Genomic DNA, 21,589 nt, shown 5'->3' on the forward strand with positions numbered 1-21,589 from the left:
CCGAGTGCACTGGTGCCAACCCCGCCAAGTCCCTTATGGTCACGCACCGTTATGCGCACTGTCCACTCGGTGAACTCGTACGGTCAGCGGCGTACGAGTGCCGTACCTGGTGCGACTGCCGTGACCCGGCGACGGTTGGGCCATGCACGCAGACCCACAGCTCCACGACCCCGTCACCGTACGTACGTTCACCCAGCTCTTCAGCTGTACGCCGCGCGGCGCGCGCCTCGCGCGGCGGCTCGTGGCGAACCGTATGGACGTCTGGGGATTCCCGTACGACAGCGGTCCCAGCGAGAACGTGACTCTCGTCGTCGCCGAACTGGCCGCCAACGCCGTCCGCCACGGCCGCGTGCCGGGTCGTGACTTCCGCGTGCGGCTGGTGCTGCGGGACGGTGTCGTACGCGTCGAGGTGGCCGACGGGCGGACCGAGCGGCTGCCCGTGCTGCGGGAGCCCGGGGGCGAGGGCGGGCACGGGCTGCTGATCGTCGCCGCGATCGCCGAGCGGTGGGGCGCGGACCCGCGGCCGGGCTGCGCGTACAAGGTGGTCTGGGCGGAGGTGCGGGTGCGGCGACGGTGACGTCGCCCTGCTCACGCCGGTACGCGTACGCCGTCCTGAGGCCGCCGGCGAGGCCGCCTGACGGGGCCGGGCGGACCCGACGGGCGGCCTCCGGACCGTGTCCGTCGGCCCGTCAACCGATCGGCGAGAAGACGAAGGTGAACTCCGCGGGCTCGGCCCGCAGGAAGTACCGCGGCAGCGGGCCGGGACCGCACGACTGGGAGCCGATGCCGTGCTGGCCGTGGTCGAGGTTCACCCACACCGTGTCGCCGGGCGTCAGGTCGGTGAGGTGGCGGGCCGCGTCCAGCTGCTCGTTCGTCCAGCGCCGGGCGCTGAACCAGAACTCGGGGTCACCCTCGACCCTGAGGCAACCGATCTCCACCCAGCGGACGTCGGCGCGGGCGCCGTTCTCCTGCGGGCGGACGTACGGCGTCTGCAACTCCTCGACCGTGGACTCCCAGCGGCCGATCCGGGAGGCCGACCTGGAGTCCGGGTACGCCTCGCCGGGCCCGCCGCCGAACCACCGCACGCGGTCCGCCGGGCCCGGCAGCCCCAGCCGGATGCCGAGCCGGGGCAGCGGCACCGCCCAGTCGCCCTCGGGCACGACGGACACGGTCAGCTTCAGCCGGTCCCCGTCGGACGTCCAGCGGTACACCGTGGCGAGGCCCACGTCCCGGGCGGCGGGCGCGACCCGCGTCCGCACGGTCAGCGCGTCGTCGCCCGGCTCCACGGCGTCCAGCCGGTGCCGCATGCGGTGCAGTCCCAGCTTGCGCCACAGCGGGCCGTGGCGGAGGTCCGGCTGCCATGCGGCGCCGTCGTCGTTGTCGGTGGGGGCCCGCCACACATCCAGGCGCAGACCGGCCACGTCCACTCCGCCGACGGCCCTAAGCGCGCCGGTGCGGCCGTCGAAGGAGGCCGGCCCCAGGGTGATCCGTCCGTCGTCGAGGGCCGGGGCCAGGCTCGGGGCGACCCGCACCGAGGGCCGCCGGGTCACGGGGAACTGGCCCCACGCCACCTCGTGCCCCTTGGGCGCCCATCGGGTGTCGGCCGCGAGCACCGCCCGCACCGTCCAGTGGGCTTCGGCGTCACCCGCCTCGGGCGGCTCCGGCAGCTTCACGTCCGCCGACTCGCCCGGAGCGAGCACCGGCACCGGCAGCACGCCCGACGCGACCGTCTCGCCGTCCGCCTGGAAGGACCACTCGAAGGCCAGTGCCGAGAGGTCGGCGAAGTCGTGCCCGTTGCGGATCCGTACGGTGCCGCCGCGGCCCTCGCCCTCGATCCGGACCGGCTCGATGACCTTCTTGTACTCGGTCAGGCCCGGAGAGGGCCTGCGGTCGGGGAACAGCAGCCCGTCACAGACGAAGTTCCCGTCGTGCAGCTCCTCACCGAAGTCGCCGCCGTAGGCGAAGCCGAACCGGTCGTCCTTGATGCCGTGGTCGATCCACTCCCAGATGAAGCCGCCCTGAAGCCGGTCGTATGCCTCGAAGAGCCGCTGGTAGTCGGCGATGCCGCCGGGGCCGTTGCCCATGGCGTGCCCGTACTCGCAGAGAACGAAGGGGAGTTCGCGACGCCTGCCGTTGCCGCCGTCCAGCCTCCGGCCGATCCTCTCGACCTCGTCGTGGAAGGCGTACATCCGCGAGTACATGTCCGTGTCCCGGCAGGTGACGTCACCCTCGTAGTGCACGAGCCGCGAGCCGTCCCGGCCGCGGATCCACTCGGCCATCGCCGTCAGGCCGCGGCCGGTGCCGGCCTCGTTGCCCAGGGACCAGACGACGATCGACGGGTGGTTCTTGTCGCGTTCGACCATGCGGGCGGCACGGTCGAGGAGTGCCGGGGTCCAGCGGTCGTCGTCGACGGGGTTGTCGCGCCAGGCCTGCTCGGTGAAGCCGTGGGTCTCCAGGTCGCACTCGTCGATCACCCAGAGGCCGAATTCGTCGCACAGGTCCAGGAAGGCGGGATGCGGCGGGTAGTGCGAGGTGCGTACGGCGTTGACGTTGTGCCGCTTCATCAGCAGCACGTCCTCGCGCATGGTCGCCAGGTCGAGCGCCCGGCCCTTCTCGGGGTGCCACTCGTGCCGGTTGACGCCCTTGAAGAGCACCGGCCTCCCGTTGACCTTGATCAGGCCGTCCTCGAGCGCGACCGTGCGGAAGCCGATCCGCAGCGGCACCCGCTCACCTTCGGTGGCCAGCACGCCGTCGTACAGCTTCGGGGTCTCCGCCGTCCACGGCTCCACGGGAACGGTCACCGGCTCGCCGGTCGCGACGTCGATGCCGAGGGCGGGCACGGTGACCCGGCCGTCCACGTCCGAGTCGACCTTCAGCGTGCCCTCGCCTGAGAGGTGGTCGTACGAGGAGTGCACGAAGAAGTCGGGGACGCAGCCCTCCGGTCGGTGCAGCAGCGTCACGTCCCGGAAGATGCCGGGCAGCCACCACTGGTCCTGGTCCTCCAGGTAGGAGCCCGCGGACCACTGATGGACCCGGACCGCGAGCACATTGCCGGTCGGCCTCAGCAGATGCCCGACGGCGAACTCGTGCGGCAGCCGGGATCCCTTGAACTCGCCGATGTCGGTTCCGTTCAGCCACACCCGGGCACAGGACTCCACGCCGTCGAAGCGCAGGGTCGCCCCGCCGTCCGACGGCCAGCCGGACGGCAGGTCGAACAAGCGCAGATGGTCGCCGGTGGGGTTCTCCGTCGGGACGCGCGGCGGGTCGACCGGGAAGGGGTAGAGGTGGTTGGTGTACGCGGGGGATCCGAAGGTGCCGCCGCCCTGGAGCACCCAGTGGCCTGGCACGGCGACCTCCGTCCAGCCCCCGGCGTCGTATCCGGGCTCGGCGAACGAGTCGTCGTGGGCGTCCGCCGTCGGCGACAGACGGAAGCGCCACCTGCCGTTCAGGGAGAGGCGGGCGGCGTCCGAGGACGCGTACCAGGCCCGTGGCGGCAGGCTGCCGCTGCCCGGTGCCACGTCCTCGACGTAGTCGACGGCCGACGGCGATGAAAGCGAAAGCTCGGGGGACGTACGGAAGGACATCGCTCTCCTAGGTCCTCGCGGGGGCTGTGCCGGTCGTGGGGCCCCGCCGCCCGACCGACCGGAGAGCGCCTTCGAGGGCGAAGGTCGCGGCTCCGAGGCACACCGGGTCGGTGGGGATGGGGGACAGGACGATCTCGGTGGCGGCGAACGGGCGTCCGAGCGCATACCGTCCGACGGCCTCGCGCACCTCGTGCAGCAGGGGCTCGCCGAGCGTGGCCGCGACCCAGCTGCTGAGCACCACCACCTCGGGGTTGAGCAGGTTGACCAGGTCGGCGATCCCGGCGCCCAGATAACGGGCGGTCTCCCGGACGACCTTGAGGGCGTCGGGGTCCCCGTCGGCGGCCCCGCGCCCCAGGGCGTCGATCGTGGCGGTCTGGTCCCCGGGGTGCAGCAGGGGGCTGCGGGGGCTGAGTTCTTGTAGGTTCCGCATGATCCCGGGCGCCCCGACGTAGGTCTCCACACAGCCGTGTCCGCCGCAGTGGCACGGCCGCCCGTCCAGCACCAGCGTCGTATGGCCCCATTCACCGGCGCTGTTGCTGACACCGCGGTGCACCCCGCCGCCCAGCGCGAGCCCCGCCCCGACGCCCGTGCCCAGATTGACGACCACGGCGTCCCCGCGCCCCCGGGCCGCGCCGAACCACAGCTCGGCGACCGCGCAGGCACGCAGCGGGTTGTCCAGGTACAGGGGAGGGGAGAGGTGCTCGGCGAGCAGGTCGAGCAGCGGGACGTCGTGCCAGTCCCAGTTCGCGGCGTACTCGCAGACGCCGCGGACGCGGTCGACCTGGCCCGGCACGCTGACGCCGGTGCCCAGCACACGGGCACCCGCCACGCCGGCCCGGGCGGCCACGGAGGTGACGGCGGCGGCCACATGGGCGACCACCTGTTCGGGGCGGTTCTCACCAGGTCGCATGTCCTCGTCGGCGCGGGCCAGCGCGTTCAGCGCCAGGTCGAACAGCTCGACGCGGACGTACGTCTCCGCGATGTCGACGCCGATCAGGGCGCCCCCCGACGCGTCGACCGCCACCAGGCCGCGCGGCCGGCCGCCCGCCGAGTCCTCGAAACCGACCTCGTTCAGCATGCCGAGACCGATGAGCTCGCCGACGAGCGTGGCCACCGTGGGCAGACTGAGCCCGGTCGCGGCCGCCAGCTCCTGCCGGGACGTCGGCGACCGGGCGATGATCCGGCGCAGCACCTCGTACCGGTTCGCGGTCCGGATGTCGCGTGAGGTGCCGTGCCTCATATGACTCCTCCCACCGACTCCCCGGCCGACTCCCCGACACGGCGTCCCCCCGTGCCCACCCCGGACACGGCGGAGCCCGCCGCCTCGGCGCGGCGCGAGCCTATGACCGGCGAACCATTTCTACAAGGGGTTAGGAAAGGGGTTGTACGAAGTGCGGGGGGAGACCACGGTCAGGCCGCCGTCCCCGCGGACCCCAGCACCTCCCGAACGAACGCGTTCCGGAACTTCCCCGCCGGGTCCAGCTCGGCCGCCAGCGCGGCGAAGTCCTCGAGCCGTGGGTAGCGCGCGCGAAGCGTCCGCGCGGGCACGGTGAACACCTTGCCCCAGTGCGGGCGGGCCTCGAAGGAGTCGAGCGCCTCCTCCACCCGCCGTACGACGGGCAGCACGGCCGCCGTGTCCTCGACCCAGGTGAAGTGCAGCGCCACCGAGTCCCGCCCGTAGGCGGGGCTCAGCCACTGCGCGTCGGCGGCGACCGTCCGCACCTCGCAGGTCTGGAGCACGGGTGCCACCGTGCCGCGGATCGCGTCCAGGGCGTGCAGCGCGTCCAGGGCGTGCCGGCGCGGCAGCAGATACTCCGACTGGAGTTCGGCGCCGCTGCTCGGGGTGAACTCGGCCCGGAAGTGCGGGAGCCGCTCGTGCCAGGGCCCCGGGACACCGGACTGCCGGGTGCAGTTGACCGCGGGCATCCCGGGCACCGGGTGCAGTGCCTCGGTCGCCGGCCGCGCCCACGGGAAGTTTGGCAGCGGCTGGTCGGTGCGCCGCTTCAGCCACACCTGTCTGAAGCCCGGCGCGCGCCAGTCGGTGAACAGGCTCACGCTGTACGCCGTCGCCGCCACGGCCTCGAAGTCCAGCCCGTCAAGCGGCAGTTCGGTGAACACATGCTGCTCGACCCGGAAGTCCGGCTCCAGGTCGAGCGTGAGCGCGGTGACCACGCCGAGCGCCCCGAGCGCGGTCACGGCCCCGTCGAAGCCGCGCTCACCCCGGCCTATCCGCAGCGTCGACCCGTCCGCCGTGACGAGCTCCACCTCCCGCACGGCCGAGGCGAGTGAGCCGTTCGCCACGCCCGAGCCGTGCGTGCCGGTCGCCACCGAGCCGGCCACCGAGATATGCGGCAGGGAGGCCATGTTGTGCAGTGCGAGCCCGTGCTCGTGCACCACCCGGGCGAGTTCGGCGTACCGCACGCCTCCGCCCACCCGTACCGTACGGGCCGCCGTGTCGACCTCCACCTCACCGGGCAGCCCGGACAGCGAGACCAGCACGCCGTCGGGACCGGGTTCGGCGATCTCGTTGAAGGAGTGCCCACTGCCCAGGACGCGTACCCTCGTGCCGGCGGCGACCAGCGCGGCCAGCGCGTCGAGAGAGCGCGGTCGGTGCAACTCCTCGGCGGTGTACCTGATGTTGCCCGCCCAGTTGGTCACGCTCCCGGTCATCGTCGTCCCTCCTCGCGGCCTCGCGAGCCACGTGTCCACCACGCTTCCACCGCCGCGCGTCCGCAACCACGCACCCACAACCGCGTATCGGCAACGGCGCGTCCCGCAACGGCGCGTCTCGTCCGCGGCGCATCCCGCGACGGCGCATCCACCGGGAACCTATATCGGTAGCCTCGCCGGTCATGACACAGCCTCCGCCGCTCCCCGCCACCCTCCCGCTGACCGAGCCGACCAGGCGCCGCCGCCTGAGCGATCAGGACAGCCTCCGGCGGGCCGGTCTCCAGGCGATCCTCGACGCCGGGTTCGTCCGCCATCCCGGCGTCGTCGTCGACGGGCGGCCGCTGGTCGTGCCCACGGTGTACGGGCGGGACGAGCGGCAGCTCCACCTCCATGGCTCGGTCGCCGGCCGCAGCCTCGCGGGCGGCGCCCCGGTCTGCGTGACGGTGACGGGCCGGACGCGGAGCTGGGCCCGTGGGCCGGTGTGCCGCCGCTCACCTCGGCGTGGGCCACGCCCGTGCCGGACCCCCGGATGTCCCCGGACATCGCCGTACCGGAGCACATCGCGCGGCGCGGGGGACCCGGTACGGCTGACGCGCGGGCGGGGGCATACCGTGAGAAGTCGAACGCCTGAGCCGGGAGGAGACACGGGATGGGCAGCCGCACCGCACTGGTCGAGGATCTGATGGAGCGATTCCCGCACGTACCGCGGGAAGCCGTCTTCAAAGAGGATCTGCTCCGCGGGGGTGTGGCCTTCGATGCGTCGGCGCTCTCGGACAACGAGAACGGCGAGGTCAAGCCGAAGTCGTACTTCATCTTCTCCTTCGACCACGGCACCCTGCCCGAGCTCGGCGAGGCGGCGCTGCGGCGCCCGCCCGAGGAGATCATCCTCACCGGGGGCCCCTACGACCTGCGGCGGACGGTCGTCTCCGTACGCGTCAATCCGTCCTCGCCCTACCGTGTGGCCGCGGACGAGCAGGGGCTGCTCGGGCTCTACCTCGACGGGCGGCGGATCGCGGACGTCGGCGTGCCGCCCATGCCCGAGTACTACCGCCACACCCTGTCCAACGGGAAGTCCGTGATGGAGGTGGCCCCGACCATCCAGTGGGGCTACCTGATCTACCTCACCGTCTTCCGCGTGTGCCAGTACTTCGGCGCCAAGGAGGAGTGCCAGTACTGCGACATCAACCACAACTGGCGCCAGCACAAGGCGGCCGGGCGGCCCTACACCGGCGTCAAGGACGTCGAGGAGGTCCTCGAGGCGCTGGAGATCATCGACCGGTACGACACCCAGAAGGCGTCCACCGCCTACACCCTCACCGGCGGCGCGATCACCTCCAAGGTCGCGGGCCGGGACGAGGCGGACTTCTACGGGCACTACGCCAAGGCCATCGAGGACCGCTTCCCGGGCCGCTGGATCGGCAAGGTCGTCGCCCAGGCGCTGCCCAAGGCCGATGTGCAGCGCTTCAAGGACTACGGCGTGCAGATCTACCACCCCAACTTCGAGGTGTGGGACCGGCGTCTGTTCGAGCTGTACTGCCCGGGCAAGGAGCGGTACGTCGGCCGGGACGAGTGGCACCGGCGGATCCTCGACTCCGCGGACGTCTTCGGTGCGCGCAACGTGATCCCCAACTTCGTGGCGGGCGTCGAGATGGCCGAGCCCTTCGGCTTCACCACCGTCGACGAGGCGATCGCCTCCACCACCGAGGGCCTGCGCTTCTTCATGTCGCACGGCATCACGCCCCGCTTCACCACATGGTGCCCCGAACCGACGACCCCGCTCGGCAAGGCCAACCCTCAGGGAGCCCCGCTGGAGTACCACATCCGGCTGCTGGAGGCCTACCGCGCCACGATGGACGACTTCGGGCTGTCCTCGCCGCCCGGCTACGGCCCGCCCGGACCCGGCCGCGCGGTGTTCTCCGTCAGTTCCTTCATGGACAGCCTCCCGGCGGAGGAAGCGGCCGAGGAGCCCTCCAGCGCGGAGCGTGCGTTCGGGGACTCCCTCCCGGCGCAGCACACGTAACGAAGGCATCACGGGCCCCGCACGCTGAGTCGCGACGGGGCCCGTATCCGTACAACTCGACATGGTGCGAGCTCCGCAACACCTGGCAACGGCAATTGAATACGCCGCTTGTCAGTTGTGTGGGAGGCGTGAAAAGCTCTGGGCCTGTCGTGAGACGGCCCCCCCAACCCCCTTGTATTCCAGGCGAGTTGGCTTTGCTTGCGGAAGCAGTTGATGCAGGAGCTCTCCATGCCCGACCTGCCGACCCCCCAGGACGCCGCCGAGGCGGCGCTGTTCTCGGAGTGCTGGGACGCGGTCCTGTCGTATGCCGACCTGTGCACCTCGGGTTCCGCCTCCGGCAGGCAGCTGGCCACCGAGGCGTTCAGCCGCGGCATCGGCGAGGCACGGGAGGCCGAGGGCCAGGAGAGGACCACCGGGCGCCGCACCCCGCGGCTGCCCCGGATCCCCCTGCTGCTCACCGCGGTCCGCACCACGGCCGCCGCCTGGGAGGCGGAGGGCAAGGGACACCGGCTCGACCCGGAACTGCGGCTGTGGCTGAACTCCGAGAAGGCCGCCCGCTACACCGGGCCGCCCCTTAGCCGCCCGCTGGCCCTGCGCGGACTGAAGGACATGCAGGAGCCGGACGCGGCGCTGCTGTGGCTGGCCGAAGTGGAGGCGCTGCCCCTGCCCGACGTGGCCCGTCGGCTGGGCCTGGACCCCGCGACCGCCACGCAGGAACTCGTCCAGGTGCGGGCGCTGTTCCGGGACCGCTGCCGGCGCAACCACCTCGACACGCCGATGGGTGCCGACTGCCGCAGCTACGCCCGGCTCCTCGACGCGGTCACCCGCTCCCCGGGCGCCGAGACACCGGAGGACGTCTCACGGCACCTCGCCACCTGCGCCGAGTGCGCGGAGGCCGCGGCCTGTCTGCGGCTGCACGGCGGTGGCACGCCCGCCGCACTGGCGAGCGGAGTGATCGGCTGGGGCGGACTCGCCTATCTGGAGCGGCGGCGCCGGGCCGCGGAGGCGGGGCTGAGCGGCGGGCGCGCGGACGCGGGCACGGACCGGGGCGTCGCGGTGGGCGCCGTGACACGGCCCCGGTTCGGCCGGGCCGGGATCCTGGCCGCGGCCGTGATCGTGTCCGCGCTGGCGCTGACGGTCTCGCTGATGCAACTCGGCGATCCGGGCGGCCGGGCGAGCGCGAGCGGCGACTCGGCGGACGGGGCCATCGCCGTCTCGACGCCCTCCCTGCCGCCCCTCGGCACCACCCCGGGCCGCGCCCGGACCGGCGCACCCCCGACCTCGCGTCCGGCCGCCCCGGCCGGTACGGCCAGCAGCGGTGACTCGGACACCGAACCGCAGGGCAGGTCGACGAGCCCGGTCGACGACCCGTCCACCGCGTCGGCCCCCGCCTCGCGCACGCCGTCGACCTGCCGGGTCACATACCACGTCGTCGACGAGTGGCCGAGCGGCTTCCAGGCCACCGTCACGGTCACCTCGACCCGGGCGCTCGACGACTGGAGCATCGGCTGGACCTTCGGCGACGGCCAGCGCATCACCCAGATGTGGGACGGCACCTTCGGCCAGGACGGCCCCCAAGTCACCGCGAAGGCCGCCGAGTACAACAAGAAGGTCGCCGCGAACGGCACCTTCGCCGTCGGATTCATCGCCTCCCGGCACGGCGACAACACCGCACCGCACGCCTTCACGGTGAACGGGGCCGGTTGCTCGACGACCGGATGAGCCAGGGGGTTTCGCTCAGCGAGGCGCGCTTGCGGACAACCGAGCCCGCGGGCCTCGGCCGTCTTGCCCCATGCTCCGGCCCCAGCCACCCCCGCTCCGCCCGCCTGTCGGGGCGAGGCCCGTGCGGTGGCCGTGAGCGGGTGATGGCGAGTGCGGTCCAGTGGTGTTCCCGGAGTCGCGGAAGCCGATGCCGGAGGGGCGGCGGTGACCGCGAATCACCAGCCACGCTCTGCACGAAGGGCCTCAGAGCGCCGAACGCGTGCGAGGTCGTGCAGGTGACACGGACGGAAATTCGGTGGCGCCTGAGTGTGGGCGTCTCTATGTTGGGCGTGCTTTCTCGTGGCGGCTGTTGGCTGCCGCCGTCGGCCGAGTAAGGAACGGGAGGTGTGACCGATGGCTGTCTTTGTGATGGGCGCTGCCCGCAACCAGAAGATCATCCACTCCACCTCCGTGGCCTCCGGCTGACCTTTCCCACAGCGCACACCGCGCGCAGCCGGGGCCGCCCTTGTGAAGGGTTTCCCTTGAACCTCTCTTTTCCTTCGGCGTCTTCGGCTTCCTCTCACCCACTCGCCACGTACGGCTGGGACGCGGGCTGGGAGTCGGAGTTCGCCCCATACGCCGAGCAAGGGCTCCTGCCCGGCCGTGTCGTACGGGTCGACCGCGGCCAATGCGACGTGGTCACCGCCGAAGGGGTGCTCCGCGCCGACACCGCCTTCGTCACCCCGCACGATCCCCTCCGTGTCGTGTGCACGGGCGACTGGGTCGCCGTCGACCCCGCGGGCAACCCCCGCTATGTGCGCACGTATCTGCCGCGCCGCACCGCCTTCGTGCGCTCCACCTCCTCCAAGCGGTCCGAGGGACAGATCCTCGCGGCCAACGTCGACCACGCGATCGTCGCCGTCTCGCTAGCGGTCGAACTGGACCTCACACGGATCGAACGCTTCCTCGCACTGGCCTGGGAGTCCGGGGCGCAGCCGGTCGTGGTGCTCACCAAGGCCGACCTGGTGCCGGACGCGGTGACGCTCTCGTACATCGTCGAGGACGTGGAGACGACGGCCCCCGGAGTGCCGGTGCTGCCGCTCAGCGCCCGGCTGGGCGAGGGACTCGACGTCCTCGCCGCCGTCCTGTCCGGCGGTACGTCCGTGCTGCTCGGGCAGTCCGGCGCCGGGAAGTCGACCCTCGCCAACGCGCTGCTCGGCGACGACGTCATGACCGTACAGGCCACCAGGGACATGGACGGCAAGGGCCGCCACACCACCACCACGCGCAATCTGCTCCTGCTGCCGGGCGGGGGAGTCGTCATCGACACCCCCGGGCTGCGCGGGGTGGGGCTCTGGGACGCCGGGACCGGCGTGGGCCAGGTGTTCTCCGAGATCGAGGAACTGGCCGCGGAGTGCCGTTTCCACGACTGCGCGCACGGCGCGGAACCCGGGTGCGCGGTGCGCGCGGCGCTCGAGGCCGGGGAACTGTCCGAGCGACGGCTGGAGAGCTACCGCAAACTGCTGCGGGAAAACCAGCGGATCGTCGCCAAGACGGACGCCCGGGTGCGGGCCGAGCTGCGACGCGAGTGGAAGCGGAAGGGAGCCGAGGGGAAGGCGGCGATGGAGGCCAAGCGGGGGCGGTGGCACTAGACGGTGTCCGGCCGGGCCCGGGGGCGGGACCCCGGGCCCGGCCGGACAGGCGCCGTTCAGCCGTCTCCAGGCTCCGGGCTCCTGTACGAGGCCGGGGCCGGGGGAACGGCCGAGGGTCAGCCGTCCGGGGGGCGGGGTTGCTCCGTACGTGTGACAGGGGGTATCGCGCCGATCCGTCCCGGGAAGCCATCGAGCGCTTCCCGGCCCCCGCGACCGGGGCCACCGGTACGGAAAGGGCACGTCCGTATGATCCGTCTGCCTTGGATGACCGGAACACGGCGCCGCTGCTTCGTCGTGCTCGCGCTCACCGTCCTGTCGGCCGCGCCCCCCTATCCGGATGCCGTCGGCCGGGCCGAGACGGCACCGCGGTGGACCGGCACCTGGGAGGCCGCCGCCTCCGGAACCGCCCCGGCACTCCCCGGCACCTCGATCCGCAACGTCGTGCACACCAGCGTCGGCGGCAGCGCCACCCGGATCCGGCTCTCCAACCGTCTGGGCACCGCCCCGCTCCGCCTCGACACCGTCACCGTCGCGTTGCAGCGGGCCCACGACCCCGCCGGCCCCGAGGCGGTGCCCGGCTCCCTGCGCACCGCCACCTTCGCCGGCGCCACCTCCGTGACCGTCCCGCCGGGAGAGGACCGGGTCACCGACCCCGTCCGCCTCGCCGTTCCGGCGGACGCCGACCTGCTCGTCACCGTGCACACCTCCGCCGACTGCGGCCCGGCGACCTACCACCGCACCTCCCTGCAACCCACCTTCCTCGCCAGGAACGGCAACCGCGCGGCAGACCCCGGCGCCGCCGCGTACACGGACAGGGTGTCCCACTGGTACTACGTGACCGGCGTCGACGTACTGCGTCCGGCCGCCCCCGACAGCGTCGTCGCGCTCGGGGACTCCCTCACCGACGGCAACGGGTCCTCGTACGGCACCAACCGCCGCTGGCCCGACCTGCTGTCCCGGCGGCTGAGTGCCCTGCCCGCCGGGCGGCGGCCCGGTGTCCTGAACGCCGGGATCTCCGGCAACCGCCTTCTGCGCGAGGGGGTCGGCCCGAGCGCACTGAGCCGTCTCGACGCCGACGTCCTCTCCCGCACCGGGGTGCGCACGCTGATCGTCCTGGAGGGCGTCAACGACCTCAAGGGCACTCCGCCCCAGACCGATCCGGGCGCCTTCGTCCGCGCGTACCGCCGGATCGTGGCCCGCGCGCACGCCCACGGCATCCGCGTCATCGGGGCCACCCTCACTCCGTTCGGCGGCCACAGCGCCTGGACACCGGCGCGTGAGCGCCTGCGCCACGCCATCAACGCCCTCATCCGCGGCGAGGTCTTCGACGCGGTCGCGGACTTCGACGCGGCCGTCCGCGACCCCGCGCGTCCCGACCGCATCCGGCCGGCCTACGACTCGGGCGACCACCTCCACTTCGGCGACGCGGGGATGGCGGCGTTGGCCGGAACCGTCGACTCGGCGGTTCTCGGCAGATGACGGGCATCAGGCCGGCATGCCCCAGCGGGCAGCGGGCGCCTTCGGCGTGACGGGGGCGATCACGAGGTCCGGGCGGTCGCCCCCCCGCCGTGATGAGCACCGACTCGCCCTTGCGGGCTTCCTGGGTGCGGACGGCCCGCGTCGGCGTGCCGGGCTCGGCGTAGGGAGCCGATGTGTTGCGGTGTCGGTCAGTGCCGCGCCACCCAGCCCCGTTCATAGGCCTGCCAGCCGAGTTGCAGCCGGGTCGTCACCCCGGTCAGCTCCATCAGCCTCTTCACCCGGCGCTGTACGGTCCGCAGGCCCAGGTCGAGCTGCTTGGCGACGCTCGCGTCGGTCAGGCCGGCGAGCAACAGCGACAGGACTTCGAGGTCGGTGCCGTCGGGGCCGTCGGGAGCCTGCTCGGTGGCGCCGGACGGGCCGAGGCGCAGCGGCAGGGCGTCCCGCCACACCGACTCGAACAGGCCGGACAGCAGCTCCAGCAGTCCGCTGGCGTGCACCACCAACGCGGCCGGCTCCGCCGTGTGCGCGGTGAGCGGAACCATGGCCAGGGTCCCGTCGGCGACCACCAGCTTGGTCGGCACCGTGTCCACGACCCGCACCTGCTCGTCGCGGCTCAGCGCGGCGGTCAGCTCGGCGATGCCGTCGGGCCGGTCGAGCACCGCCCGCTCGACGACCACCCGGTAGCGGACGCCGCGGCCGGCGGCCTGCTCCTCCGCCTCGTTCTCCATCCCCGTCACGGCGACCGGGGTCCCGGTGACAAGGGCGCACACCTCCTCCGTCGCGCCGAGCTGGAGCTGCAAAAAGCGCTGGGTGACCGCGGGCGCGCCGATCACCACCTCGACCAGATCGTGGACCGCGGGCTCGGAGGCCGCCGCCCGGTACTCCTCGGCGAGCAGCGCGGCCGCCAGCTCCGCCTTCTCCAGGTCGTGTCGCCGCTGCGTGAGCAGCGCCCCCAACGCCACCCCGGGCGGCGCCGCCACCCAGCGGCCGGGGCGGGCCGACGACTGGGCCGCGAGGCCGTGGCGCTCCAGGCGGCGCAGCAGACGCTCGGTGTCCCGCTCGCCGAGTACCAGCCGCCGTGCAAGATCGGGCACGTCGGCGGCGCCCACCGACACCAGTGCCCGGTACGCAGACTCGTGCGTCCCGTCCAGCCCTATCGCTGCCAGCATCAGCCGTCGTCCCTCCCCTGAGCCAAGACCCCGCGGTGCGGTGCGTGGCGGAAAACAGCCACGGCGCAAATCCGCCTCGGAACATCATCGCCGTACCCCCGGTCCGTCTGCCAAGGTGGCGCCACCGAAGCGGCAACCACCGCCCGTATCGCCGTCCGGGACCACTCGGCCTGTGCGGACGCGGCTCGAGGGAGCCTTGGGGAGGGGACCTGAGGAGGCTGTGCCGCCGGTCGCCGCATACAGCGGTCCGGCGGGTCACGGCGAAACCTCGGGAAGGCGGGTGGCACTCGGCCCCACCGGGCCGGGAGCGACCCGGCCCTCGAAGACGTGACGGAGCACCGGAGGCGTGCCGGGCCCGTCACCACGGCGCCGCCGGGCGGTCCCCCTGTGGGGGGTGGGATCGTCCGGCGGCTCGCCTCACCCTGGCCGGCTTCGCATCACCGTTCGAGGCATCATCCGACACACCGTCAGACTGCCTGTCACACCGTCAGGCACCCTGTGCCGCGGGAGGATTTTCCCGATGCCCCGTTTCCATACGCCGCATGCGGTGGACAATTGGGGGCATGAGCCAGCAGGGGGAGAGGCCCATCGGCCACGACGACGACTGGTGGGGGCAGTTGTACGACGACTCCACCGGGGACACCGGTCCGGCCCCCGGGGCCGACAGCCTGGACGACCGCTTCGCCTCCGCGGCGGGCACGGTCGGCCGGGGAACCCCCGGGGACGGGACCGAGCCGCCGCTCCCACCCGAGCCGCCGCTTCCGCCCGAGCCCGCGCTTCCGCCCCAGCCCGCGCTCCGACCCCAGCCCGCGCTCCGACCCGAGCCCGCGCTCCCACCCGAGCCCGCGCTCCCACCCGAGCCGCCACCGGTCTTCCCGGAACGGCGCGGGACCGGGCGGCCCAGCTCCGCCGCACCCTGGTGGACCACAACCGCAGCGCCCACGGGGGCGGCCGGGCCCAGCGCCGCGCCGGGCGCGGACGACCCCCCGCGCGATGACGGGGCCGCGCCGTTCGGGGGATCGGATTCCGGCCGGCCCGGCGACCCCACGGCGGACGGTGCCCTGCCCGGGTCCCGGGAGGCCCGGCAGCCCACCGGCCCGCGTTCCGGGCCTGTCCCGTGGGACCCCCCGTCCGCTCGTCCGCAGGGCCCGGTGACCTTCCCGCCCGGCCCGAAGCCACCGGGGTTCCGGGCGGCGGCTCCCGCCGCCGGCGCCCCGTCGCAGCCGCCACCCGCCACGGTTGCGCCCCCGGACCGCCCTTCGGCCGACGTGCCGCAGCCGCCCGACCGCGTCCCGAGCGCCGTACCGCCACCCCCCGACCGCCCGCCGGCCCTCCCCACCGACGCCGATACCGCCCCGCCCGGGCCCGCTCCCGTGGCCGCGCCCCCGCCCGGGTCCGGCGAGGTTCCCTCCCACGCCCGTCCGCCCGCGCAGGAGGTCGTCCCCCGCACCCCGCTCCCGGTCGACTACGTCGGCTCCGGCCCGCCCACCTACGACGCCGAGCCCACCGCCCTCCCGCTCGCCGACCCGGACGCCCTGGAGGACCTCGTCCCCGACACCGTGCTGGACGGGGCGCGCTACGGGACCCTTACGCTGCGCGCGGCCTCCGTACGCGGTGACTCGGCGCGCTTCCGGGGCGAGCCGCGCCGGGACTGCCTGCTCACCGCCCGATTCGGCACGGGCGACAAGGCCCTCGTCCTCGTCGCGATGGCGACAGGCGCGCGGGGCACCCCCGGGGCGCACCGGGCCGCCGCCCAGGTGTGCCGGTGGATCGGACGGGCCGTCGGCCGCAGCTACGTCCGTCTCGGCGAGGACATCCGGGCCGCCCGGCGCGGCGACCTGAAGTCGGGCCTGCACCGGCTGACCGACCGCAGCCTCGGCAAGCTCCGCGCGAGCGCCGTCGAACAGGGTGTCGACCCCGAGGAGTACACCGCCGCCCTGCGCTGTCTGCTGCTGCCCGCCGACCCGGCCTGCCGCACACGGGTGTTCTTCGGCGTCGGCGAGGGCGGCCTGTTCCGGCTGCGGGGAGGCGAGTGGCAGGACATCGAGCCCCGTGTCACCGAGACGGCGGGCGAGCCGGTGGTCGGGTTCGGCGCGCTGCCGTCCGAGACCCCCGAGGGCGACCGCCTCACCATGGACCTGGGCGTCACAACACCCCCCAGCCCGTACGAAAGGGCACCGGAGCCACCCCGGGACCCCTTCCGCTTCCGCGCCTCCATCGCCCACCCGGGTGACACGCTCCTGCTGTGCACCCCCGGCCTGGCCGACCCGCTGCGCGGTGAGCCGCAGCTCGCCGAGCACCTGACGGTTCGCTGGTCGGCGGGGGGGCCGCCCGCTCTCACCACGTTTCTCGCGGACACCCGGGTGAGGGTGAAGGGCTACGCCGACGACCGTACGGCGGCCGCCGTCTGGGAGGCGTGATCGCGACCCCTGTGGATTGATGGACCCAAGGAGACCGAAGGGGTGCATGGATCCATGGCCAAGCAGAACGTCGCCGACCAGTTCGTCGACATCCTCGCCCGGGCGGGAGTCAAACGCCTGTACGGGGTGGTCGGCGACAGCCTCAACCCGATCGTGGACGCCGTCCGCCGCAACTCCGCCCTCGACTGGGTCCATGTGCGCCACGAGGAGACCGCCGCCTTCGCGGCCGGCGCCGAGGCGCAGATCACCGGGAAGCTGACCGCCTGCGCGGGTTCCTGCGGCCCCGGAAATCTGCATCTCATCAACGGCCTGTACGACGCACACCGCTCCATGGCCCCGGTGCTCGCACTCGCCTCTCACATCCCGTCCAGCGAGATCGGTCTCGGCTACTTCCAGGAGACCCACCCCGACCGGCTGTTCAGCGAGTGCAGCCACTACAGCGAGCTGATCTCCAACCCGAAGCAGATGCCCCGGCTGCTCCAGACGGCGATCCAGAACGCGATCGGCCGCAGCGGCGTCAGCGTCGTCTCGCTCCCCGGTGACATCGCCGACGAGCCCGCTCCCGACCGGCCGGCCCAGACCGCCCTGGTCACGGCACGCCCCACCGTCCGTCCCGGCGACGCCGAGATCGACCGGCTGGTGGCGATGATCGACGAGGCGGAGAAGGTCACCCTCTTCTGCGGCAGCGGCACTCGCGGTGCGCACGCCGAGGTCATGGAGTTCGCCGGGAAGATCAAGGCCCCGGTGGGACACGCCCTGCGCGGCAAGGAGTGGATCCAGTACGACAACCCGTACGACGTCGGAATGAGCGGCCTGCTCGGCTACGGCGCCGCGTACGAGGCCACCCACGAGTGCGACCTGCTGATCCTGCTGGGCACCGACTTCCCGTACAACGCCTTCCTGCCGGACGACGTGCTGATCGCCCAGGTCGATGTGCGGCCGGAGAACCTGGGCCGCCGTTCCAGGCTGGACCTCGCGGTGTGGGGCGATGTGAAGGAGACCCTGCGCTGTCTCATCCCGCGTGTGCGGGCCAAGGACAACCGCCGCTTCCTGGACAGGATGCTGAAGAAGCACGCGGACGCGCTCGAAGGCGTGGTGAAGGCGTACACCCGGAAGGTCGACAAGCACATCCCGATCCACCCCGAGTACGTGGCCGCGGTCCTCGACGAGATCGCCGACGACGACACGGTCTTCACCGTCGACACCGGGATGTGCAACGTATGGGCAGCCCGGTACATCTCCCCGAACGGCCGCCGTCGCGTCATCGGCTCCTTCTCCCACGGCTCGATGGCGAACGCGCTGCCGATGGCGATCGGAGCGCAGTTCACCGACCGTGGGCGGCAGGTCGTGTCGATGTCCGGTGACGGCGGCTTCTCCATGCTGATGGGCGACTTCCTGACCCTTGTGCAGTACGACCTGCCGGTGAAGGTGGTGCTGTTCAACAACTCCTCGCTCGGCATGGTGGAGCTGGAGATGATGGTCGCCGGACTGCCGGCGTACGGCACCAGCGCCAAGAACCCCGACTTCGCGGCCGTGGCCCAGGCGTGCGGGGCCTACGGCGTCCGGGTCGAGAAGCCCAAGCAGCTCGCGGGCGCCCTGAAGGATGCCTTCCGGCACAAGGGGCCCGCGCTGGTGGATGTCGTCACCGACCCGAACGCGCTGTCGATCCCGCCCAGGATCAGCCGGGAGATGGTGACGGGCTTCGCGCTCTCCGCCTCGAAGATCGTGCTGGACGGCGGTGTCGGACGCATGCTCCAGATGGCCCGCTCCAATCTGCGGAATGTGCCCCGGTTCTAGGGCCTGTTTCGTCCCGACGGGACTTTCGACACGCGCCCTAGTCCTCTGAGTCAGGAGTTGCTGCGGCCTGGATGTCCCGGTGAATATGGCCCATCAGCTCACCCATGTCCCCGACCTCCGGATCGAGCTCCTCGGCGCGTGGCGCGGTCTCCCGGAGCCACTCCGCAGTGGCCAGTGCGAGTTCGGTGGCGTCATCTCTCCGGCCGTCGCCGAGCAGTTCCTCGATCTTGTAGGCGAGACTGCCGAGGGTCTCGTCGTCGGTTTCCGGCACCAGGTAATCGTGAAGACCGCGTGGATAGGGCGTCCGCTCCCGGGATTCACGCAGAGCGGTGACAACCGCGGGATTCGCGCTGAATCGATCGAGAAGTCCCATGAACACGTACAACCGTGCCGTCAGTCGCGGCAGGCCCGGGTGCCGGTCCAGCCAGGCCATCAGCTCGCGCTGACCACCGAGGTGGTCGACGACCTGCGTCATCGTCTCGGTGAGCTTGTTGGGCAGGGCCCAGTGGACCGGCATGAGCCGTGCGACCTGGCCGGCGAGCGCGGCCTCGCCCCGGGCGTCCAGCGTGCCGGCGACGAAGTCGCTGACCAGCACCGGATCCAACGTGAAACCGGAAGGCACGGACCGTTCTCGTGAGGTGCGCGACAAGTCGTGGCGCAGACGCAAAAGCTCGTCGGTGATTTTGTTCAGCAGTTTCTCGTGCACGGGCCCTCCCAGCACGCTATGAATTGCGTTTCAGGACTCTCCAGCGCTTCTCGGTCCTCTCATTCCCAGGCTAGAAGAAGGTCCGTGCGGCGACCCGGCGGACGGGCGGTGACACTGGGGGCAGCGGCGCCTGAAGATATGAGTGGCCCATGCATATCGCTGAGGAAACGATCGAGATCGCGGTACCCGTACGCACCGCGTGCTGCCGGCACTGGCCGGTGAGGTGAAAGGGTTGAGGTCCCCCAGTTCGACCGGAAGGTCACGGACGGCGCGTACAGGGAGTGGGCGGGAGAAGCGGTGGGGGATTTCGGGACCTTCGGTGTCGTGGGAACTCCGGTCGTCTGGAGTGACGACGAAGTGATTTCCGTCGTGAAGGACGAAGGCGGTCCTGCGATCACCCCGGGGGAGTTCCTGGCGCAGCTCCGGCGCCGAGTCTCACCGAGACCGGACGGTTGTTGACGATTCCACAGGACTGGCGCCTGTCGGACGGGGCATGGATCCCCTGACGGGTTCGGACAGGAGGGGATCCGACAATCACGTACGGGGCGGGTCATGAAGAGGCGAGCACGAGGAGGCGGTCCCGTGACCATCGGGGCCTTCTCGGCGAAGCAGGCGGAGGAAAAGACCGACGGCGCGACGGACCGCTCGGCGGGTCCCCAGCTCAGCCGCAGGCTGGGACGGGCGGACTTACGGGCCGTGCCCGAGGCACGCAGGGCACTGCGGGAACTGCTGACGCACTGGGGGAAGCCGGGACGATCCGAGATAGCCGAACTGCTCACCAGCGAACTGGTCACCAACGCGCTCGTCCACACCGACCGCGACGCGGTCCTGACGGCCACCGTCTCACGCCGCGGACTCCACGTGGAGGTCCGGGACTTCGTCCGGCGCAGACCGCATCTGCGGATGCCGACCACTGACGACGGCACCCACGGCAGGGGACTGGTCCTCGTACAGTCCCTGTCGGACGCCTGGGGTGTACGGGCGCACGGGGTGGGGAAGGCCGTGTGGTTCGACCTCGACGCGGAGGCCGCCTGACACCGGAAGGGGGCGCGGCAGCCCGCCGCGCCCCCTTCCGGTGAAGACGTCCGGTCTCAGCCGAACTGCTGCTCGAGGTCTTTGAGCTTGCGCTCCAGGGAGTCCAGCCGCGGCAGGGCCATGGTGTCGTCCTCCGCGGTGAGGTCGACCCTGATCGGGTCAGCGGAGGAGTTCCGGACGGGCTGGAGCGAGGGACGGGTGGTGGACGAGGGCAGCTCACCCGCGGGTAGGGCAGGCTCCGAAGGGATTGGTGCGGACGCCCGTTCCACGGTGGGCACCTCGACCTGGCGGCCGCCGTTGCCGCCGCTCAGCGCACGGTGGCCCCGGCTGAGCGCCTTGAGCTGAGCCCGCTCCATACGCTGCTGCTCGCGCCGGCGCGCCCGGCTCTGCTCCTTCTGGCGCCGGTCCTCGCGGACCTCCTCGACAGCCTCGTCCAGGCTGCGCACGCCTTCGAGGAGCATCAGCGACCACGCCCTGTACGTCTCACGGGGCGCCCGCATCCAGCGGACGATGCGGATCTGCGGCAGCGGACGCGGCACCAGCCCCTGCTCGCGCAGTGCGGCACGGCGGGTCTGCTTCAGTGCGCGGTCGAAGAGCACAGCCGCCGACAGCGACATGCCCGCGAAGAACTGCGGCGCGCCCGCGTGGTCGATACCCCTGGGCGCGTGCACCCAGTTGAACCAGGCCGAGGCGGCCGCGAACGTCCACACCAGGATCCGGGAGCCGAGCGCCGCGTCGCCGTGGCTGGCCTCGCGCACCGCGAGCACGGAGCAGAACATGGCCGCGCCGTCCAGGCCGAACGGGACCAAGTACTCCCAGCCGCCCGTGAGGCCGAGGTTCTGCTGGCCGAAGCCGACCAGGCCGTGGAAGGAGAGCGCCGCGGCGACGGCGGCGCAGCAGAAGAGGAGTACGTAGGAGGCCGTGGCGTAGATGGCCTCCTTGCGCCTGCGGCGCTCCTCGGCGCGCTCCCACGAGTCGTCCGCGCTCGCGTTCTCCCCGGAGGAGCGCTTTCCGCGCGCGAGCACCGCCACCGCCGCCACCGCGCCCAGGAGCAATACGGCGCCCGGAAGCAGCCAGTTCAGCGATATGTCGGTCAGTCTCATCTGGGGTCCCTTGCATTGGGATAGGGCGTAACGCCCGCCATAGTGGCCCAATTCCACCGGCCCTCAGGGGGTTTCGGGGCAAGAGGCCGCCAACGAGGTGCAAGGGGATGCCCTGGGCGGCGTTCTGCTCGAACTGCCGCTTGAGGGGCGGGAGTTGAGTTCGAATAAGACTACCCGGACGGATGGTTCCACGGAAAGTTCCCGCGGCAGGTGTGGAAGTTGTGAAACACCTGTCGTCCAGGTGGGGTCTCGT

At 72.3% G+C, this 21,589-nt stretch carries 15 protein-coding genes; 9 read left to right on the forward strand and 6 right to left on the reverse strand.

Translation table 11 applies throughout. From position 1 onward, the window contains the following. Window positions 1-142: 142 nt before the first annotated feature. Entirely contained in the window at window positions 143-577 is a 435-nt protein-coding gene (locus ABZ823_RS21100; protein ID WP_361662348.1) for an ATP-binding protein, read from the forward strand. Window positions 578-689: 112 nt separating this feature from the next. On the opposite strand, the gene ABZ823_RS21105 is transcribed toward ABZ823_RS21100, so the two are convergent. The 3 genes from ABZ823_RS21105 to ABZ823_RS21115 all read right to left on the reverse strand — a co-directional run bounded on the left by ABZ823_RS21105 (window position 690) and on the right by ABZ823_RS21115 (window position 6,254). After that, window positions 690-3,584 (reverse strand): glycoside hydrolase family 2 TIM barrel-domain containing protein, encoded by a 2,895-nt coding sequence (locus ABZ823_RS21105; protein ID WP_361662351.1) that lies wholly within the window; start codon window positions 3,582-3,584, stop codon window positions 690-692. 7 nt (window positions 3,585-3,591) lie between these two features. Continuing rightward, entirely contained in the window at window positions 3,592-4,824 is a 1,233-nt protein-coding gene (locus tag ABZ823_RS21110; protein ID WP_361662354.1) for an ROK family transcriptional regulator, read from the reverse strand. A gap of 170 nt (window positions 4,825-4,994) precedes the next feature. After that, a complete protein-coding gene (locus ABZ823_RS21115) occupies window positions 4,995-6,254 on the reverse strand; it encodes an FAD-binding protein (RefSeq protein WP_361662357.1) in 1,260 nt (419 codons plus the stop codon). 182 nt (window positions 6,255-6,436) lie between these two features. Between ABZ823_RS21115 and ABZ823_RS21120 the strand changes: the two genes are divergently transcribed. From ABZ823_RS21120 to ABZ823_RS21140, 5 genes are all read left to right on the forward strand, one after another. Beyond that, window positions 6,437-6,937, forward strand: a complete 501-nt coding sequence (locus ABZ823_RS21120) for a pyridoxamine 5'-phosphate oxidase family protein (RefSeq protein ID WP_361662360.1) — start codon at window positions 6,437-6,439, stop codon at window positions 6,935-6,937. Continuing rightward, window positions 6,904-8,274, forward strand: a complete 1,371-nt coding sequence (locus tag ABZ823_RS21125; RefSeq protein ID WP_361662363.1) for a radical SAM protein — start codon at window positions 6,904-6,906, stop codon at window positions 8,272-8,274. The genes ABZ823_RS21120 and ABZ823_RS21125 overlap by 34 nt, the downstream gene beginning before the upstream one ends. 228 nt (window positions 8,275-8,502) lie before the next feature. After that, complete coding sequence (locus ABZ823_RS21130; RefSeq protein WP_361662366.1) at window positions 8,503-9,996, forward strand: cellulose binding domain-containing protein; 1,494 nt, start codon at window positions 8,503-8,505, stop codon at window positions 9,994-9,996. A gap of 521 nt (window positions 9,997-10,517) precedes the next feature. Then, window positions 10,518-11,627 (forward strand): ribosome small subunit-dependent GTPase A, encoded by a 1,110-nt coding sequence (rsgA, locus tag ABZ823_RS21135; protein ID WP_361662369.1) that lies wholly within the window; start codon window positions 10,518-10,520, stop codon window positions 11,625-11,627. A gap of 264 nt (window positions 11,628-11,891) precedes the next feature. Then, on the forward strand, window positions 11,892-13,106 hold the full coding sequence (locus tag ABZ823_RS21140; protein WP_361662372.1) for an SGNH/GDSL hydrolase family protein: 1,215 nt from the start codon (window positions 11,892-11,894) through the stop codon (window positions 13,104-13,106). Between the two features lie 188 nt (window positions 13,107-13,294). On the opposite strand, the gene ABZ823_RS21145 is transcribed toward ABZ823_RS21140, so the two are convergent. Then, entirely contained in the window at window positions 13,295-14,275 is a 981-nt protein-coding gene (locus tag ABZ823_RS21145; protein WP_361662375.1) for a helix-turn-helix transcriptional regulator, read from the reverse strand. Window positions 14,276-14,838: 563 nt separating this feature from the next. On the opposite strand from ABZ823_RS21145, the gene ABZ823_RS21150 reads away from it, so the two are divergent. Then, a complete protein-coding gene (locus ABZ823_RS21150) occupies window positions 14,839-16,695 on the forward strand; it encodes a protein phosphatase 2C domain-containing protein (RefSeq protein ID WP_361662378.1) in 1,857 nt (618 codons plus the stop codon). Window positions 16,696-16,749: 54 nt separating this feature from the next. Next, a complete protein-coding gene (locus ABZ823_RS21155; RefSeq protein WP_361662380.1) occupies window positions 16,750-18,492 on the forward strand; it encodes a pyruvate dehydrogenase in 1,743 nt (580 codons plus the stop codon). Between the two features lie 37 nt (window positions 18,493-18,529). On the opposite strand, the gene ABZ823_RS21160 is transcribed toward ABZ823_RS21155, so the two are convergent. Beyond that, window positions 18,530-19,198, reverse strand: coding sequence for a hypothetical protein (locus ABZ823_RS21160; protein WP_361662383.1), 669 nt, complete (start codon window positions 19,196-19,198; stop codon window positions 18,530-18,532). A gap of 552 nt (window positions 19,199-19,750) precedes the next feature. Here ABZ823_RS21160 and ABZ823_RS21165 point away from each other — a divergent pair. Further along, entirely contained in the window at window positions 19,751-20,233 is a 483-nt protein-coding gene (locus ABZ823_RS21165) for an ATP-binding protein (protein WP_361662386.1), read from the forward strand. A 56-nt stretch (window positions 20,234-20,289) separates the two neighbouring features. Here the strand turns inward: ABZ823_RS21165 and ABZ823_RS21170 are convergent, their stop codons facing one another. Beyond that, a complete protein-coding gene (locus tag ABZ823_RS21170; protein ID WP_361662388.1) occupies window positions 20,290-21,336 on the reverse strand; it encodes a DUF2637 domain-containing protein in 1,047 nt (348 codons plus the stop codon). Window positions 21,337-21,589: the final 253 nt, after the last annotated feature.

Origin of the sequence: Streptomyces sp. NPDC047079 (assembly GCF_040643755.1) — a bacterium.
Classification (GTDB): domain Bacteria; phylum Actinomycetota; class Actinomycetes; order Streptomycetales; family Streptomycetaceae; genus Streptomyces.